Consider the following 17,597-nt stretch of genomic DNA (forward strand, 5'->3'; position numbering starts at 1 on the left):
GGACACATGTTACATCTTTTAAGAAAGGAGTGCGCAAATGTCGAAATTCAATCTATCACAACTTATGAGCAAGGAATCACAGAAGCAAAGTGTAGCGTTTAAGGTTGACCATATTCCAATTGAAAAGCTGTTTCCGTCAGAAATGAATAAGTACGTAGTAAAGGACGTAACGGAGCTTAAAGCTAGCATTGAACTTCATGGTCTACAACAAAATTTAGTGGTGCGTGAGGTTGAAGGTGGTTACGAGATTATAAGTGGTCATAGACGTTTTAAAGCCATGCAAGAGCTTTATGAGGAAGGTAACGAGGAATTTAAACGTATACCTTGCAAAATACAAAAATCTGTAGACGACATACAAGCTGAATTGCAATTAATTATGGCAAATTCTACAGCTCGTGAATTAACAGATTACGAGAAAACGTATCAAGCTGCCAGACTAAAAGAATTGCTAAGTGAACTGAAGAAAAGTGGTGTTTCGTTCTCTGGAAGAAAGCGAGACATTATTGCACAGCTTATGAACGTTTCCCCTACGCAAATTGCTCGAATGGACAGTATTAACAATAAGCTAATTCCTGAATTGAAGGAAGAATTTAGCAATGAAAAAATTAATTTTACCACAGCATATGAAACATCAAGACTGCCAGAAGAACAGCAGCAAGAAGCGGTTAAGGAATTTAAAGAAGGTAAACCTTTAACGCCAGCTATTGCAAAAGAGATGCAGCAAGAAGTCGTTGAGTCGGAGCAAAAGGAAAAACCAATGACCCATGAATTAGACAGCTATACACTACAATTTGAAGCGATAAAAGCAGGATTAAAAACTTATATGTATGGCTTTAATAATCAAAGTTTTCGAGTGGGAGACAAATTGAAAATAAATGAATTTGACTTTGACAATCAAGTGTACACAGGTAGTTTTGTTGAGGTAAGAGTCACTTATCTTCAGGAAGGTGGCGATGATGGCATTCCAGAGGATTATGTCATCATGAGCATTAAAAAAATTAGATAACAAAATGCGGTTCATTTATTGGACCGCATTCAATTGGTCTTGTAAGGAGCGTTATGCTATGTCAATTGTGCAATTAAGCATGTTTGAATGCGATACAAATATTCAACGTAACGACTATGTTTATAGGCAATTAGAGGCGTTACAAATTGATGGCACATTGCAATTTGGGGATATACGTGTAAGTCGCAATGAAAAATTCTATGTCGTAGCTAAAGAAGCGGAATTTGAAGAAGTTTTTAACGTTTATAAAATTCAAAAATGCTATGAATTTATCAATGAAAAATTAATGAATAAATAAATATAGAAAATCAAGTGAGGGGTTGAGGCGCAATGAGAAAACAAAAGCAATCTTATTCACGTAGCCATGCGAACAGAGGAAAAGTGTTCGAAAATTTAATTGACGGGACAAACAATCAATATCGTAATAACAACTTTGCTGACGTCCGTAAAGTGCCAACGCCAGTGAGGATTGTTGAGGCAGAAGGAAAAAATGTTGAGGGTAAATTTGGTAGTGCGTCATGGGTGGATTATAGCGGTGTGTACAAAGGGCAAGCCATCATATTTGATGCAAAGGAAATCCGTCGTGGCACTAATTTCCCTTTGAAAAACTTAACTAAAAAGCAATATGAGCAATTACGTTCTTGGCATTTTAACGGTGGTAAATCATTTTTATTAATTTGCTTCTGGCTAGAAGGAAAAAACGAACCTGAAATTTATCTGCTTAAATTTGAGCAATTAGAAACTGCTTGGGTAGCTGCGGAACAAGGTGGTGCAAAATCCATACCACTTCAATTTTTCCGAGATCATTGTACTCGAATCAGATCAGGGATATATACAGTTCATTATTTAGAAGCGGTAGGGGTTGATTAATAATGGCTGAATATTGGAGCGCTAAACAAGGATGTTATATCAAGTGTCCAGTGAAGGATTGCAACCACATAGGCATTGTTATTACTGAAGCTCATTGTCGTATGGAACATGGAATGACTCGTGAAGAAATACGGAAAGAGTATGGGTTGCCACACAATGTATCCAGACGTAAAGCAAATTCAAAAAAATAAAAAGGGTGGGCTAAATAATGTTAGAGGTTATAAAAAAACGTATAGTCGTAACTCGAAAAGCTCATACGTGTTTTGGCTGTGAAAATGAAATAGAAAAAGGTAAAAGTGCGGTTTACGTTAATGCCAAAGAAGATGAGCTGCGTACACAATTTCATTTGCATGAGAAATGCAACAAAATGATTATGAAAGATTTATGGTTTGCTGGTGGCGGTCTTTACCGTGGTTGTATTAAAGATGCTAGAAAGAGATCAGAAGATGCGAACGGAATTAAATTTTCTCCTGATGAAGAATTACCATTTCCAATGAAATTCAATAAAAGGGCGGAGGCGTAAGGAATGAAATTTAAAAAATGGTTCTTGTCGATGCCTCTAGAAAAAAGGTTGTATTTAATCAGTAATGCAATTAATGCAGTCGGAATTTTCAAAAGAAGCGGAAGGGACTGAAGAAAAATGGAAACTACAGGGGAAACGATTGTTCACCAAATGCACTTTCATTATGAGCCTCTTGTATTAACTAAGTTGCTTATGGAAATCCATATTGAAAAATTCTTCGATTCTACAGAAGGGAAACGTAAATCTAAAGCTCATAGATTCGCCAACTTTGAATTTTTGAGAACAATGACAGATGGGGAATTAGAATCTATTCTACATGTCTTTGTAGAAAAAGAAGGTTATGAAGAAATAACATTTAAAGACACTGAACATGATTTTAATTCGATATACGAAATTGTTTATGGATTACAACGTTTTAAAGACTTAGAAAACGATTTCATCAAAAAAGGATATGCAGGGAAAGGTGTGTTCGATGAAAAGGATAAGAAATTTTATCCTTGTAGCTTTGCAGGGCATTGGGCAACCATTACCGCAGTTATAGAAGCGCAATATCCTCACTTATTTAACGCATTCAGTGAAATGTCTATTTTTAATAACAAAGACAGTTTTGAAGGATTTACAAGAAAAGATATTGATGACTTCATATTGTCCAACTTCATTTTGATCGGTGAGACAAGGCAATTATCGAATTACTTGTAGGTTATATATTCAGGAGGAAGTGTTATGGATAATCCTGTTTTAGTCTTTAAGGGCGAGAAAATCGAGGTAAGGAAAATATTTAATTGTCTTTTTAAACACGAAATAACTGAGGAATTAATACGTGTTTGGTATCAAGATTTTGACGGCTACCTCGTTTATGAAAAATGTCTTGATAGTCTGCGGAAGAAAAGAAAAATTACATTTGGTGAATTATTCAGAGACTACGAAAGAGTTTGGGAGGATGAGTGTACGTGAAGATTGTCGTATCAAAAGAGCAATTTGAACAGGTACGCCAAGTTGAAAAGGTGCTAGGGGTAAAAATAGCTTTAGCACCTGAAGAACAGCAGCTACGTGTCGTTGATAATGTAGGAGGGCAATGGGGAGTTTATCAAGTGCTACGTTGTTACAGAGGCGCAATGAATTACTTTGCCGAAGTGAGATTGATTGAGCCAGCTAAATCGGAACAAGAAGCGGTTATGAAATTCATGGCAAATCAACACAAAATGGCGAAAGAAGGAAAATTAAAAGTCGTGCTTTATTGAAAGAAAATATACAGGAAGGATGAAGAAAATGGATATAAAACAAGCGAAAGAAATTATTAAATATAATTATCCACCAGAGAAATACACAATGCTTAGAGAAGCTTTAGATTGGCTACTTAAAGAAGCTGAGACACTAAACAAAATTAAAGTTGAAGCTGAAGAATTATATGCTGAAGAGATTGATCTATCAGATTTCGGTGAGCGAGTATCGAACATCATTTAATAAATATTTGAACCAAAATGTGCAGTAAGTGAGGTGAAAGAATTGAAAACAGTAGCATGGTTTAGCGGTGGGGTAAGTAGTTTCATTTCGATTTATCTTTTAAAAGATGAAATTGACGAAATTTACTATCTGGATGTTAAAGAACAACATGAAGACACGTACCGATTTTTAAAAGATTGCGAGAAAGCTCTTGGACGGAAATTCACAATATTGAAAAACGAAAAAACGTATAGCGCTATGGAGATTATACGTAAACGTAGATATATTAATGGGCCATCTGGAGCACCTTGTACGGGCGAGTTAAAAAGGAAAGTAAGACAGCATTGGGAGCAAACACAGGATGAATTATTACGCTATGTATGGGGCTATGACAGCGAAGAAAAACATCGTGCGGAACGATTACTACAAACAACGCCAGAGCATGAGCATGTATTTCCGTTGATTGACGCCATGTTAACAAAAGAAGAGGTGCATGGAATGTTGGACAAGTTAGGCATTAAGCGTCCCATTATGTATGACTTAGGTTTTAGAAATAATAACTGCGTAGGTTGCGTCAAGGGGGGCATGGGTTACTGGAACATGATTCGGAAGCATTTCCCGGATCGGTTTATTGCAATGGCTCAATTAGAGCGCGAAATAGGAGCAACTTGCATTAAAGGCATGTATTTAGACGAGTTAGAGCCTAATAGAGGACGCATGGAAGATGAAATAATGGGCGAATGTGGCATCTTGTGCGAACTTGCTTATAGCGCAGTATGTGACTAAGCACAATGAGTATAATTTGCAGTGAAACAAGGGAGGGCAATAATGAATTTTAAATCAGAATATGAAGCTTATACTTATATGTTGATTAAAAGGGACGAATTGAAAAAGCAATTAGACAACACCGATATGCAGATGGCTTTTCTCTTAATGAATATTAGAGAAGGTAATTTCAAAGATTTGGATAGTAAAAAAGGTGCTATACAAGAATTAAATTATTTGATTAATTCTTCTGGAAAAGTAAGTGATATGGCTGCTGAATTGAGCGGTATGGCTCTAAATCTTTTTAATGACTTATTAAGCACTGAAAAGGGGTGCGGAAAATGAACATTGAAGCAATACATCAAAATGCAGAGATAACAAGTACATCGGTATGCGGTAGACACTTCAATCGTGTGGCGATAAGTTATGACGAATTTGCATTTTTAACAGAATTAACAGGTGCAGAAAATCCGTATAAGGGTTATGGGGCTGATCTTATAGAGATGGATTATCATGGTGAATTTATACCATTAATTGAAAATGCACGTGATGCAGCTTTCTACAGAGAAGAACAAAAACTAATTGAGCATGATGAAATAACAGCTTGGAAAGCGGCGAATGGCTTATTCAATGATGAAGAAGAAAATTACTACCACGGTTGATTTATCAGATTTTTATATGTTCCTCAGCTGATAAATATCAGAAATTCACAAAGGAGAGAAGGGAAATGAAAAACGCTACAGTCACAATTAACTACGTAAGTTTCCAATCTATCATGGAGAAGGCAGATAAATACGATGAGTTAGTTAGAACCAAAGAAGACGTTTTAAATAAGAATGATAGTTTTATCGACGTCTTATGCACTTGTCTTGAAAAAGCGAACGAACAAAAGGTTTCTGCAAATAAACAATATTTCATTGCAGAAGGTATTAAAGCAATCTGTGACCGTTTTGATTTTGATTTGAAGAGTGAATATGGAGAATTGGATGAAGGGAAAGCTCCCAAGAAGTAATAAACGAAGCGTATTTCAAATGAGTGTAACAGAAAGAAAATATACAGAGGTGATACCGTGAAAGAATCCGATTTATTTGAACCGTTAAAGATGTTCTTGCACCAAGAAATGGGGTGTCAGCAAGTATATGCTGAGGTCAACGATATAGATGCCGTAGGTAAACATGGAAATGTTTTTATTGGAGTAGAAATGAAAACTTCGCTAAATTTCAAAGTGATTGAACAGGCAATAAGTCGGAAGAGTCTAGTCGATTATGTATTTATTCTTGTACCAGAACCGAAAAATCAACATCATCGCAAATTTATCTTAGATTGGATCAAGGGATTAGGTATCGGGTTAATGTATTATAATGCAAATCCGAGAACCATAACAGAAACTAACGGTGTGAAAATAGTTCATTGGGGAAAGAGACAGCGACGTTCAAAGTATTTCCATATTGCAGATTGTATCAACGATGAAATTCATTTGATGAATATAGGTGGTTCTAAGGGTGGAGAAACAATAACGGAATATAAGCTCACAATCGAGAAAATAAAAGAATGCTTATATTTTCATCGTACAGGGTTGACTATTGATGAGCTTCTGGATAACGTGCAAACTCATTACGCTAATCCTAAACCGTCCACAATGGCTACGTTGAGAGCAAAATGGAATGAAGATTGGCTAGAAATTTTCACAGAAGATAAAAAACTAAAATATCGCATGAAAGAATCTTACCGTGAAGGCTACTGGGAGGAACATAAAGAACGACGTGCAGAAATTCGGGCTAGGAATCGTTCTTAATATTTTATAATGTTCGTTTCGGAAGGAATATTGAATAGGAAGGGTGAAATGAATGTCGCAAACTTTATCAATAAATCACGGTGAATATGATTTTACTAGATTTGAACAGGCAGTAAAGACTCTACAAGAAGAATACGGTTATGAAGGTCTCGCTTGGGATATGGTTGTAGCAAGTGATGACATTGAAATATTAGCGGATTTTTTAGAAGCGGATGGGTTACATGTTGAATTGGAGGGGTGAATGACATTGAGTATCAATGAGCTAATTAAATTACTGCAAGAATCCAGTCTATCGAATAAGGATAGAGAAATGGATATTTGTATAAACGTTCAACATGATAAAGAAATAGAACTTGTAATGATAGATCAATTTTCTGTTCGTATTCAATCCTAGAAAGATATTGTACTGGAGGGTTGCAATTTATGTGTGAAAAAGTTTGCTGGACTTGCGGTCATTTTGCCTTTGGGTGCTTTGCAACAGGTGAATTCAACAATACGGTTAAGGTAGATGACACATGTGATAAGTGGTGTCCAGAAGGTACAGAAGGCACTATAACAGACTATGGTTATGATGATGGAAAAAATGAAGAGTGGTTAAAAGATGATATGTCTAATCTTTAGTTGAAAGAAAATGCGTATCACAAAGAAATGTGTTCTTTTAAGGAAGTGGTGGGGTGATTAAATTATTATCACTATTTGGTGGTATTGGTGCTGATATTAAGGCATTAAAGAATCTAGGAATAAAAGTTAAAACAATTGATTATGTGGAGTGGAAGGATAATAGAGTAAAGGCATATAACGCTATGAATCCATTTAGATACACTCCGCAAGATGTTAGAGGCTGGAACTTAAAACCTGATATTTTAGTACATGGATCACCTTGCCAAGATAATAGCGCAGCAAATCTAAACGATGATAAAGGTCGTTCAAAGTTGATGCTTGAAACGATTCGGATCATTCGTGAAATGGGTGAATGGCGACCAAAAGTTGTTATTTGGGAAAATGTACGAGGTGCGTTGTTTAAAAAGAAACGACCAATCTTCAATGAGTATTTGCGTGACATGGAATCATTAGGATATACAAATTCATATCAGGTATCGAATGCAATGGATAGAGGTATTCCTCAAACAAGAGAGCGAGTATTTTGTATAAGTATTTTAGGGAATAATGCTTTTGATTTTAATAAGGTTAAAAAGAAACCATTAAGACCAATGAGTGAATTTAAACAACTTGATAGCGAAATTGAGAACATTGAAAAATATGTGGTTAATGCTCCGTCAATGTTAAGAAGATTAGAAGATTTAGCAAGCTCTGAGGAAATTGAGCGTAATAAAACAAAATTCCGATATGTAAAAACAATTATTGATGTCTGCAATACCATTACAGAGCGTCCTGATCGTTGCCCTAGTGCTGGTGTGTTTAAAATGGCTGATGGTCGTTATAGATACCCAACTGAGCGAGAGTGGTGGAGATTGATGGGATTTGATGACGAGGATTTTGATTTGATGCTAAAAGAATTTCCGCAAAAAGAAAATTGTCGTAGCGCTACACTATATGCGTTAGCAGGAAACAGCATAGTTGTACAAGAGTTAGAGGCGATATTTGAAGTCATTCTGAATGAGGATTATGCTACTGATTTGATTACTGATACAAGTGGTCAATTACAATTGATTTGCTGAATGTATTCTGAATGTATTGAGGATATTAATCATGAACAGGAGGTCATAAGTTTTGAAAGCCGTCACTATTAAACAACCTTGGGCTACATTAATAGCGTTAGGTGTAAAGAAATTCGAAACACGATCATGGCAAACTAAACATCGTGGACAAATTGCAATACATGCAGGTAAGTCAATTGATAAAGATGCATGTAACGAATACTGGATTAAATCAACTTTAGTTGAACACGGTATTAAATCCTTCGAGGAATTGCCTACTGGGGTGGTGATAGCTGTAGCTGATTTAATTGATTGCTATAAAGTCAAAGCTACAGTAGGTTTCGTATCTGTCTTATCTAAAGGAAAAGCATTGGATGGGTTAGAGGTGGCTTTTGGTGACTATACAGAAGGACGTTACGCATGGGAGCTTGCTAACTTACAAGTATTATCCGAACCGATAGCAGCTAAAGGGAAACTAAGTTTATGGGAATGGCAAACATAAATAGGAGCGGTTCATAAGTCAGGAGGAATGATGAGGTGAAAGCAATACGTAAGGAAATAAGAAGCCGTAGAGCGAAATTGATTAATCAGCAAGACCATGTTTTCTACTTTGGATGCAAAGGATGTCCCAAACGTAGAGCATATAAACCATCTCAAAAATGCAGGGGTTGCAAAGTGTATAAGCAGTTAAGAAGCATAGGTAAAGAATTAGAGCAGATTAGTAAAGCTCGTAGATGGTCGAAGAAAAACCCACAAAATTCAAAAAGAGAGTGTGAAAAAGATGGAAGATGAAAATCTGACGAGAGAAGAAATGCTAGCATATCTTACAGCATTCGGACGATTAGTGCCAGAATACTATGAGAAACTAGATGACGAGAAATTAAAAAGGGAATATGAAGAAACAAGAAGTGCGTAAAAAAAGAGCAGCAGATACACACCTACTACTCAGCCAAATTATACAAGGTAATTATAGCATAAAAAAGAAAGTGTTGTAGTTACCTTGATATGCAAATGAAATATAGGTCGAAAATTTGAACACTTCATAGGAGGTAAAGCTATGGCAGAACAAAAGACAGCGGTTTTAACAACTGAGCATATTGAGGTGATTTCTAGGGCTGCGGCAGTAGTAGCAATCGAACAATACAAATTAGAGGCACAAAAAGAAGAAAAACAAAGACATGACCGTCGATTACGTAACGTAAAGCTGTTATTACGTAATTACCGTAGTTTCGTAAAACTTGTTGCTGACGTACAAAATGACATTGTGAAGTTAGACCGCAAACTCATAATTGATGAACTAGACACGGATGATTTCGCTGTAGAAGCAATAAAACGTTCTAAAAGACGAACACTAGCCATAATTAAATTTCTTGATCGAATGTTAAATGTTTATAAAGAGATGTGCGAAGAAGCAGTATTAGATGAAGAAGTGAGGCGATATGATACCATTTACCATTTATACCTTGCTCCTGTTAAAAAAACACATGCAGAAATTGGTGAAATTCAGTTTTTAACCGAAAGAACTGTTTATAATGATGTGAAAAAAGCCTATGAGGACTTGACAGTATTGATTTTCGGGGTGGATGGTTTACGATTTCGACTCTGATATGTCGTTTCAAAAACACTTCATATTATTTTCATTATTAACAATGTATGATGATAGTGTAAGACTAATGTGTATATCTGGTAGCGGAGGAAATTAGTATTTTTATAACTGAAAGGGGTGGTTATCATGTGAAATATAACAATGCCTTTTTGTACAGACAAACTTACTACTGTTAAAGTGCACGGAAATGCACCTAAACACAAGCTATCGTTGCAAAATAACATGGTGTCGCTCTACCGTGAGTCGGAAATGAGCACTCGACAATTGAATATTTTACCGCAGTAGACAAGCCTTATCCCTAGCACGGTAAGGCTTTTTGTTATTTTTAAAATTAGAAGCGGAGGTAAATACAATGGATTTTGGTCAAGCAATTGAAGCTTTAAAGTCGGGCAAGAAAGTAGCTCGAAGTGGTTGGAATGGTAAGGGAATGTGGTTAAAGCTTATTCCATCTGGTAACGCCACGTTTCAGAGTTATCCTATGCAGGATTGTATTGGTATGAAAACGGCCGATAACTTAATGCAACCAGGTTGGCAAGCTTCACAAGCAGATATGTTAGCGGAGGATTGGGAGGTAGTTGAATAATGCCAGAGCAAAAAAAATCTATTAATCCGCAATTTGAAAATAGCTTTATGTACCATGCTCCAAAGGAAGGGCAACCAGAAAAGTATGAAGCAATTCGTGAAAAAATGAAGGAACTAGCATATTTGATTGACGATCTATGCCCAAACAGTCGTGAAAAATCAGTTGCCATGACTAATTTAGAAACTGCAATGTTTTGGGCAAATGCTTCAATCGCTCGCAATTAAAGCATATTGCAAGAAGCTTTAGAAAGGAGGAATAAGAGGTGTTCAAACAATTATTTTGTTCACATGACTTCCGTTGGGATTCTAATGCATTTGGTGATGCTATTAACGCTTGTAATGGGAAGAGAACTATTTTGAAATGCTCTAAATGTGGTAAATATAGAGCAATCAATCAAATGTTAGTTCTAGCACTAAATGCACCTGAGTATACGTCAGACGGTTATCATTCTTTTGAAGAATTATATCTTCATCGGATGGTCTTATTTGCAGCTATATGTAAGAAAAATAAATCAATTTGCTGGAAATCTAAAAAGCATCATGATGATACTATGTACGACAATTATTTTATTGTGGGAATAGATACTCCAAATGGTCAGTTTACGTATCATTATCATCTAAAACATTGGAATATGTTTGATGTGAAAGAACTAGATAACGCACCTGTTTGGGATGGTCATACCAGTGATGATGTTATACGTCTTTTACACTTAGTTGATTATTTTGAGGGTTAGTTTAGCCATTCTATGCGAGTGGCTTTTTTCTTTTTATTTTGGAAAGTGAGTATCTGGCAAGGCTTACCCCCTTTTCCTTGCTAAACGGTACTTGCTTTTGAAAATAAAATTTATGTATCCAATTAGAGAGGCGTGAAAAGGAATGAAGTATCGGAAAAAGCCAGTAGTCATAGAAGCGATGCGGTTAGAGAATAATTATAATTCGATTGTAAATGTTGTAGAGTGGGTTGAAAATATTGACATGAGTACAAGTGTCATTGGAATGAATGCGACAGTCGCAAATATTCAAGATCATGGTTTTTTCATCAATACGCTAGAAGGTAAGATGAGAGCGGATTTTGGTGATTACATCGTAAAAGGTGTAGCAGGTGAATTTTATCCTTGTAAACCTGATATTTTTGAAAAGACATATGAAGCTGTTGAATAACGTTGTTGTGAGAGTAATTGAGACGGACGATGTATCACCTACACGTTCCTCAATTGCTCTCATTGTTGTTTGATGGATAGAAAAAAGAGCAAATAGCGTAAAGAGGGTGATGCCATTGGGAAAATGAATAAGGCTAAGACCAGAGGTAAATACACTGAATGGCTTACAAAAGAAGGTTTATTGAAGATTGAAGGTTGGGCTAGGAATGGCTTAACAGATGAACAAATAGCCCATAATATGGGAATTAGTCGTTCCACATTAAATGAATGGAAAAGGAAGTATTCGGACATATCGGACACCCTTAAAAGAGGTAAGGAAGTCGTTGATATAATGGTAGAAAATTCCTTATTGAAGCGGGCTTTAGGTTACGAATACTTGGAGCGAAAATTTGCTCAGGTGGAGATGGCGGCGGAAGAACACTATGTAAGAAAACAAATTGCTGTTAATCAATACAAGCTAGATCACCCAGAAGCGACATTGGAAGAAATAAAGCTTGTTGAAATGAGTGTATCGAAATTTAAAAGTGTGTTGGTAGAGGAAAAAACGAAAGAAGTAGCACCTGACGTAACTGCTCAAATTTTCTGGTTAAAGAACCGCAAGCCTGACGATTGGCGAGATAAGCAACAAAATGAAATTACGGGTGCTGGTGGCGGTCCAGTGGATGTATTGTTTAACATTCCTAGACCTCCTAAAAAGGGTGAGAAGGGGTGATGAAGGATGACGCAAACCATAACCATTGATTATGAACCAAACGAAAAACAAGCCCTGTTTCATGCGTCTGACGCAGACCAGCTAGTATACGGTGGTGCAAAGGGTGGCGGTAAATCATGCGCTATTGTCATGGAGGCATTAGCGTATGGTATCGAGTATCCGGGGGCTAAGATATATCTATTCCGTGAGACTTATGACGACTTAGAAGCCAATCTAATCAGTGAAATGAAAGCTAAATGGCCCAGCGAACTGTATAAGTACAACGAGTCAAAACATATAGCTACTCTTTATAATGGCACGAAAGTTATGTTTCGTTTTATAAGTAGTAAGAAAGATGCTGATAGGTATCAAGGGCGTTCAATGGACTTTGTAGGAGTAGATGAGTTAACGAAGTTTGATAAAGCTTGGATTCAAATACTCTTATCTTGTTTGCGTTCACCAAAAGGATTTCCGCCACGTTTTAGAGGTACTTGTAACCCTGGTGGTCGTGGTCATGCGTGGGTAAAAGAGGATTTTGTCCTTGGAACAAACTACGGTGAAAAAATTTTAATTGACCCAATTACAGGTGGGAAAATGCAGTTTATTCCTGCATCTGTATATGACAATGTTGTTTTAATGGCGAATGACCCTAACTACGTAAAGCGGCTAGAGCACTTGCCTGAAAATGAGCGTCGTGCTTTCTTGCATGGGGATTGGGACATATTCTCAGGACAATACTTTACGGAATGGATACGTGAAAAGCATGTCATTAAGCCGTTTGAAATACCTGACCACTGGCGTAAGTGGCGTGCAATGGACTGGGGCTTTAATGATAATTGTTCTATTGGTTGGTATGCAGTAGATGAAGAAGGGCATGTTTACAAATACCGTCAACTATACGTGCGTGAAATGCTAGCATCTGATATAGCTAAAAAGGTTGTTGAACTATCGCAAGGTGAAAAAATTAGATATACGGTAGCGGGGCATGATTGCTGGCAGAAGCGAGGTAATGACAATGCGCAAGGTGAGTCGATTGCTGAAACTTTTGCGCAAAATGGTGTACCGCTAGAAAAGGCAGATATTTCTCGTATCGTTGGATGGCAAAGGTTGAGAGAGTATCTTAAAGATGCGCCAGATGGAGAGCCTTGGTTTATGGTCTTTGAAAATTGTGCGGATACAATACGCACCATACCGATGATGATTTATGATGAAAAAAATGTAGAAGATTTGGATGATTCATTAGAAGATCATGCGGTAGATGAAACAAGGTACTCGCTTATGTCTAGACCAATAAAGTCTAAGACTGCACCAAGCAATGAAACTACAATAGGTAAACTTAAAAAACAAGCAATTAAAAAAAGTAAGCAGCACACTAAGCGATTGATTTAGTGTGCTGCTTTATGTTTTAAGGAGGAATTGGTTTGAAGGTTAATCAAGTACAACTATTCGAAAGAGGTTACATTAATCGCTGTTCAACATATGCTTGCGGTGAAAGGGCAACTAAATACGTTGGTCGCCCTGATGCACCGTTAAATGTATCCTATGTGTTGTGTGATAAGTGTATAGATGAGTTAGTTCAATCAATTCGGGCACAATATCCAGTTGAAACGGAAGCTACAAGCCCATCGGTAAATGTGGGTGAGTTGGTTGAAGTAGCGGTTGATGCTACAAGTCCATCAGTACATGCGGAAGGGTTAGCTGAAGCAGTAGCTGATGCTCGTACACATGCGGAAGTAAACAAAGTCGTAGAAGAGTATGATTTGCAAGGCATACCAACTAAAGCAGAGGGAGCAACTGTCCAAGCACGTAAGGATGCGATATTAAAAACAGTGGAATGATGTAGCATTTTTCTAAAAAAAGACTAAGAAATTTTATGCATTAAAACTTGGGAAATAATTTAGAGCAAGCCTTATAAAGCCCGATAAATCAACAATGTATAAAATCATGCATAATCAATAAAAATGGAAGTTTTAAAAACGCTGATATAACAACGTTTGCAGAATATATAACTTCCGGAAACTATTATTATGTAAACCTAAAACTAATATCATATTCAAAATTTGAATAAGAAAACAAAGGGATGAAGCAAATGATTAGCTCAGTTGTGATTATTGTACTGTTACTTGTTATCTTGCTACAAGCGATTATCCATAGCAGGGAACGAAAGGACTTATACACTCGACTCATGGCTCGTGATCTCCACGAATATACGTACATTACAAAAAACGGTGGAGATGATGAGAACAGTAACAAACCAAAACGAGGCACTAACTTACTGCAAAAACGAATTAAAACTTCATACCGACGGTTATATGGTGAAGATAGGGAGGTGTGATGATTGGTAGTAGGTGCGATTAAAAAAATGGTTACAGGAATTAAAAACGTTGGTAGAAGTCATGAGGACAAGTACGATGACCAAATAGCAGAATTTGTTCAACAAGAATATGAGCGTCGTAAATCAGAACGTTTGCCTTTTGAGCTTCAATGGCGACTCAATACCGAATTTTTAAATGGCAATCAGTTTTTAGATATTGACCCTACGTCTGTTTCTATTCAAGAAATCCCGAAACTATATTGGTATCAGGAGAGAGAAGTATTTAATCAGATGGCTACGATTTATGAAACACGTGTGGCTCAATTATCAAGAACGATACCGATGCTTAAAGTACGTCCAGCATCACAGGAGGACGGTGATATTTCCGCTGCAAGGGTATCATCGAGTTTATTGCAGTCAACGTGGTATGACGGGAATATGGATGTCATATGGGATGATTTATGTGCTTGGACAGAGTTAACGGGTACAGCACTCATTAAGAATGCTTGGAATAAAGATAGAGGTCGAACAGTCATGATAATGAGAGTGCCGAAAGAGCAGCAAGAAAACAAAGCTTCAAATGGAGATACAGAACAAGCAAGCGAAATGCTTGAAGGTGAATATGAAGAAGTTGAATTGAAAGAGGGAGATATGGACGTCTGTATTGTGTCGCCATACGAATTTTTCCCTGACAATAACTATGCTGCTTCTTTGCAAGCCTGTCATAGCATCATACACGCTAAAGCATATGACATAAGGGACATAGAAGAAATATGGGGCGTCCAAGTAGAACCTGAAAAAGTCGATGTTATGTCGCTACAACAAATGCAAGCAGGATTGGGAGGCGTTGGTTACAGTGTCGGTGGATACCGAGGGAAATCAATGCAATTAAAAAATCATGCAGTTGTAAAAGAATATTATGAACGCCCGACAAAGAAATATCCAAACGGGCGTTTTATTGTGGTTGCAAACAAGAAAGTGTTGTCTTTGAGTGAGTTGCCTTACAAGGTAGGTGACGATGAGAAGCGGGATTTCCCATTTGTTTTGGCACGATCAATTAAAAAGCCTGGTCAATTTTGGGGTGCATCTGTACTTGAAAGAATTATACCAATCCAACGTAGATACAACGCATTACGTAATCGGAAAGCTGAGTATCTAAATCTTGTCGCTATTGGGCAATGGTATGAGCCTGAAGGGGCATTGGATGAAGATGTTGAGTTAGATAATAGCCCAGGTAACATAATCCGTTATCGTCCAGCAAGTGGAAAACCAGAGCCTGTATCATTCCCTAACTTACCAGCGTCGTTTGAGAACGAAATACAGACACTTTTAAACGAATTTACAGCTATTTCAGGTGTGTCTGAGCTTTCTCGATATTCCCAAGCTCCAAGTGGAGTTAAGTCAGGTGTTGCACTTTCCATAGCCAATGAACAGGATAATACACGTATAAGCAATACTGCCGCAAATTTAGCTCAGTGTGTAAAGCTTATGGGCAAACAGTGGTTGAGATTGTACCGACAATTTGTTCAAGAGCCACGAGTTTTGCGTACTGTGGGGCGTGATAAGGATGTGGAAGTGTCCGATTGGACCGTTTCGCAATTAAAGTCCGATGACGTAATTATTGAAAATAGTTCGGCACTTGCCGAAACACCAGCTCAACGCAGGCAAATGGTATTCGATATGCTTGGCGGAGGTTTGTTTAACAAGGAAGAAGCGTCCCCTATAAGCAATGAAGCCAGAGAAAAAATACTTGAAATGCTCGAATTTGGGAACTGGGAAGGTAGCATGTTGGAAGTGCACCGCTTGCAGGAGCAAAAAGCGAAGCGTGAAAACATGAGATTTAAGCAGGCTCAACCAACCTTGCTAAATGATTATGACGACGATGCACTACACATTGAAGTGCATAATCGTTTAAGAATGAGTGCGGAATATGAAGATTTATTAAATTCGCCGCAGGGCTTAGAGATTGACCAAATGGTAAGAGAACATATTGCTATGCACGAACAACGTATCGTGATGCGACAAATGCAACAGTTACAACAACAGATAGCCATGCAACAGCAGGCTCAACCAATTAATGGAGGTAAAGAAAAATGAAATGGAATTGGATGAAACAACCGTTTGAAACGTATATGACATTGGATTTACAGTATTTTGCTGATGGGGATGGACATCCGTTTGCGGCAGAACCAACACCGCAAGAGCCACATCCTTTTGCTGATGATAATAACAGCACATTTTCACGTTTTACAGAGCAACCTAATCCTTTGATTAGTGATATTCAATCTCCTGAAACCTCTACATTGCAAGGAGGTGAACAACAGCAACAGATTGTAGGTGATGGACAAGAGCAACAAATACAACAACAGCAACCACAAGATGAAGTTCTAAAGTTTGGTGAGCGTGAAGTGAAAGTATATGGTGACGATGTAAGAGAGTTGTACCAAGACTACACTCAATTAAATCAAAACCTCCAAATGCAATCGCAAGAATTAGAACAAGCACGTCAGTTATTGGGACAATATCAGACAGTGATGCAACAGCAACAGCAACAGCCGATGCAGCAACAACAAGTCCCACAACAACAAACGATTGATCCAACACGTATGCAACAGCTTCATGAAGAATATCAGGAACGTATGTATGAAAATAAATTTGAAGCGGATAAATGGTGGAACGAACAGCCTGAAGTCCAAGAAATCGAACGTCAACGGATTGAGGCACTTGTTCAGCAGCGTGTAAATGATGTGGTTGGGCCAATACAACAGGAACGTGAAATTAACCAACAATTAACAGATGCAAAAGCACGTTATCAAGATTTTGATGATTACACTGATACTATGCAGACATTATTGCAAGAAAATCCACAACTAGCAGAGTTGCCTAATGCAATTGATAATCTGTATTTTATGGCTAAAGGACGTGCAGCCCAACCATCTCCGCAACCAGAACAACTTTTGAATGATGCAAGCTTCCAACAACAAATCATTCAAAATGAACAAATTCGTAATATGGTATTACAAACCTATCAACAAACAAAGTTGCAAACTCAACCCCCAGTAGTTATGGCGCAACAAGTATCTCAAACTCCTACTAGCTTAGGAGAACATCGTCCACGCACAATAGCTGAGGGGTCAAAAGCGGCTAGAAAACACTTTGGAATGGAATAATTATAAGAGGTGAA

The 17,597-nt window shown here is 37.4% G+C and carries 29 protein-coding genes; all 29 read left to right on the forward strand.

Annotated features, from left to right (window positions below; all coding sequences use genetic code 11):
- The first annotated feature begins 37 nt into the window (after positions 1-37).
- Positions 38-1,006, forward strand: coding sequence for a ParB/RepB/Spo0J family partition protein (locus MKY46_RS10550; RefSeq protein ID WP_340808924.1), 969 nt, complete (start codon positions 38-40; stop codon positions 1,004-1,006).
- Between the two features lie 58 nt (positions 1,007-1,064).
- A complete protein-coding gene (locus MKY46_RS10555) occupies positions 1,065-1,304 on the forward strand; it encodes a hypothetical protein (protein WP_058843130.1) in 240 nt (79 codons plus the stop codon).
- A 32-nt stretch (positions 1,305-1,336) separates the two neighbouring features.
- On the forward strand, positions 1,337-1,876 hold the full coding sequence (locus tag MKY46_RS10560; RefSeq protein ID WP_340808925.1) for a Holliday junction resolvase RecU: 540 nt from the start codon (positions 1,337-1,339) through the stop codon (positions 1,874-1,876).
- A gap of 208 nt (positions 1,877-2,084) precedes the next feature.
- On the forward strand, positions 2,085-2,399 hold the full coding sequence (locus MKY46_RS10565; RefSeq protein WP_340808926.1) for a hypothetical protein: 315 nt from the start codon (positions 2,085-2,087) through the stop codon (positions 2,397-2,399).
- A gap of 117 nt (positions 2,400-2,516) precedes the next feature.
- The gene (locus MKY46_RS10570; protein WP_340808927.1) at positions 2,517-3,098 is read left to right on the forward strand and encodes a hypothetical protein; all 582 of its coding nucleotides are present in this window, start codon (positions 2,517-2,519) and stop codon (positions 3,096-3,098) included.
- 24 nt (positions 3,099-3,122) lie between these two features.
- Complete coding sequence (locus MKY46_RS10575) at positions 3,123-3,353, forward strand: hypothetical protein (RefSeq protein ID WP_340808928.1); 231 nt, start codon at positions 3,123-3,125, stop codon at positions 3,351-3,353.
- On the forward strand, positions 3,350-3,640 hold the full coding sequence (locus MKY46_RS10580; RefSeq protein ID WP_340808929.1) for a hypothetical protein: 291 nt from the start codon (positions 3,350-3,352) through the stop codon (positions 3,638-3,640). The genes MKY46_RS10575 and MKY46_RS10580 overlap by 4 nt, the downstream gene beginning before the upstream one ends.
- Before the next feature lie 28 nt (positions 3,641-3,668).
- Positions 3,669-3,863: a hypothetical protein gene (locus MKY46_RS10585; protein WP_340808930.1), complete on the forward strand. Its 195-nt coding sequence runs from the start codon at positions 3,669-3,671 to the stop codon at positions 3,861-3,863.
- Between the two features lie 42 nt (positions 3,864-3,905).
- Entirely contained in the window at positions 3,906-4,628 is a 723-nt protein-coding gene (locus tag MKY46_RS10590; protein ID WP_340808931.1) for a phosphoadenosine phosphosulfate reductase domain-containing protein, read from the forward strand.
- A gap of 42 nt (positions 4,629-4,670) precedes the next feature.
- Positions 4,671-4,952 (forward strand): hypothetical protein, encoded by a 282-nt coding sequence (locus MKY46_RS10595; RefSeq protein ID WP_340808932.1) that lies wholly within the window; start codon positions 4,671-4,673, stop codon positions 4,950-4,952.
- Positions 4,949-5,269, forward strand: coding sequence for a hypothetical protein (locus MKY46_RS10600; RefSeq protein WP_340808933.1), 321 nt, complete (start codon positions 4,949-4,951; stop codon positions 5,267-5,269). The genes MKY46_RS10595 and MKY46_RS10600 overlap by 4 nt, the downstream gene beginning before the upstream one ends.
- A gap of 65 nt (positions 5,270-5,334) precedes the next feature.
- Entirely contained in the window at positions 5,335-5,619 is a 285-nt protein-coding gene (locus tag MKY46_RS10605) for a hypothetical protein (RefSeq protein WP_340808934.1), read from the forward strand.
- Between the two features lie 57 nt (positions 5,620-5,676).
- Positions 5,677-6,402: a hypothetical protein gene (locus tag MKY46_RS10610; RefSeq protein WP_340808935.1), complete on the forward strand. Its 726-nt coding sequence runs from the start codon at positions 5,677-5,679 to the stop codon at positions 6,400-6,402.
- 52 nt (positions 6,403-6,454) lie between these two features.
- A complete protein-coding gene (locus MKY46_RS10615) occupies positions 6,455-6,643 on the forward strand; it encodes a hypothetical protein (RefSeq protein ID WP_249645730.1) in 189 nt (62 codons plus the stop codon).
- A gap of 173 nt (positions 6,644-6,816) precedes the next feature.
- Entirely contained in the window at positions 6,817-7,023 is a 207-nt protein-coding gene (locus MKY46_RS10620; RefSeq protein WP_249645729.1) for a hypothetical protein, read from the forward strand.
- A gap of 53 nt (positions 7,024-7,076) precedes the next feature.
- On the forward strand, positions 7,077-8,081 hold the full coding sequence (locus MKY46_RS10625) for a DNA cytosine methyltransferase (protein WP_249645728.1): 1,005 nt from the start codon (positions 7,077-7,079) through the stop codon (positions 8,079-8,081).
- A gap of 52 nt (positions 8,082-8,133) precedes the next feature.
- Entirely contained in the window at positions 8,134-8,562 is a 429-nt protein-coding gene (locus MKY46_RS10630) for an ASCH domain-containing protein (protein WP_249645727.1), read from the forward strand.
- A 35-nt stretch (positions 8,563-8,597) separates the two neighbouring features.
- Positions 8,598-8,852 (forward strand): hypothetical protein, encoded by a 255-nt coding sequence (locus tag MKY46_RS10635; protein ID WP_340808937.1) that lies wholly within the window; start codon positions 8,598-8,600, stop codon positions 8,850-8,852.
- A 265-nt stretch (positions 8,853-9,117) separates the two neighbouring features.
- Positions 9,118-9,666, forward strand: coding sequence for a hypothetical protein (locus MKY46_RS10640; protein ID WP_340808939.1), 549 nt, complete (start codon positions 9,118-9,120; stop codon positions 9,664-9,666).
- A 352-nt stretch (positions 9,667-10,018) separates the two neighbouring features.
- A complete protein-coding gene (locus MKY46_RS10645) occupies positions 10,019-10,249 on the forward strand; it encodes a DUF2829 domain-containing protein (protein ID WP_340808940.1) in 231 nt (76 codons plus the stop codon).
- Between the two features lie 20 nt (positions 10,250-10,269).
- Positions 10,270-10,473, forward strand: coding sequence for an Acb2/Tad1 domain-containing protein (locus MKY46_RS10650; RefSeq protein ID WP_340809807.1), 204 nt, complete (start codon positions 10,270-10,272; stop codon positions 10,471-10,473).
- Positions 10,474-10,511: 38 nt separating this feature from the next.
- Entirely contained in the window at positions 10,512-10,982 is a 471-nt protein-coding gene (locus MKY46_RS10655; RefSeq protein WP_340808941.1) for a WDGH domain-containing protein, read from the forward strand.
- A 142-nt stretch (positions 10,983-11,124) separates the two neighbouring features.
- Positions 11,125-11,409, forward strand: coding sequence for a hypothetical protein (locus tag MKY46_RS10660; RefSeq protein ID WP_340808942.1), 285 nt, complete (start codon positions 11,125-11,127; stop codon positions 11,407-11,409).
- A 123-nt stretch (positions 11,410-11,532) separates the two neighbouring features.
- A complete protein-coding gene (locus MKY46_RS10665) occupies positions 11,533-12,120 on the forward strand; it encodes a helix-turn-helix domain-containing protein (RefSeq protein WP_340808943.1) in 588 nt (195 codons plus the stop codon).
- A 6-nt stretch (positions 12,121-12,126) separates the two neighbouring features.
- A complete protein-coding gene (locus MKY46_RS10670) occupies positions 12,127-13,488 on the forward strand; it encodes a phage terminase large subunit (protein WP_340808944.1) in 1,362 nt (453 codons plus the stop codon).
- Between the two features lie 32 nt (positions 13,489-13,520).
- Entirely contained in the window at positions 13,521-13,937 is a 417-nt protein-coding gene (locus MKY46_RS10675; protein ID WP_340808945.1) for a hypothetical protein, read from the forward strand.
- A 251-nt stretch (positions 13,938-14,188) separates the two neighbouring features.
- Positions 14,189-14,434, forward strand: coding sequence for a hypothetical protein (locus tag MKY46_RS10680; protein ID WP_340834132.1), 246 nt, complete (start codon positions 14,189-14,191; stop codon positions 14,432-14,434).
- Positions 14,435-14,437: 3 nt separating this feature from the next.
- Positions 14,438-16,510, forward strand: a complete 2,073-nt coding sequence (locus tag MKY46_RS10685; RefSeq protein WP_340808947.1) for a portal protein — start codon at positions 14,438-14,440, stop codon at positions 16,508-16,510.
- Complete coding sequence (locus MKY46_RS10690) at positions 16,507-17,583, forward strand: hypothetical protein (protein WP_249645718.1); 1,077 nt, start codon at positions 16,507-16,509, stop codon at positions 17,581-17,583. Before MKY46_RS10685 ends, MKY46_RS10690 begins: the two co-directional genes overlap by 4 nt.
- Positions 17,584-17,597 lie beyond the last annotated feature (14 nt).

Source organism: Lysinibacillus sp. FSL M8-0355 (genome assembly GCF_038008985.1).
Lineage (GTDB): Bacteria > Bacillota > Bacilli > Bacillales_A > Planococcaceae > Lysinibacillus > Lysinibacillus fusiformis_D.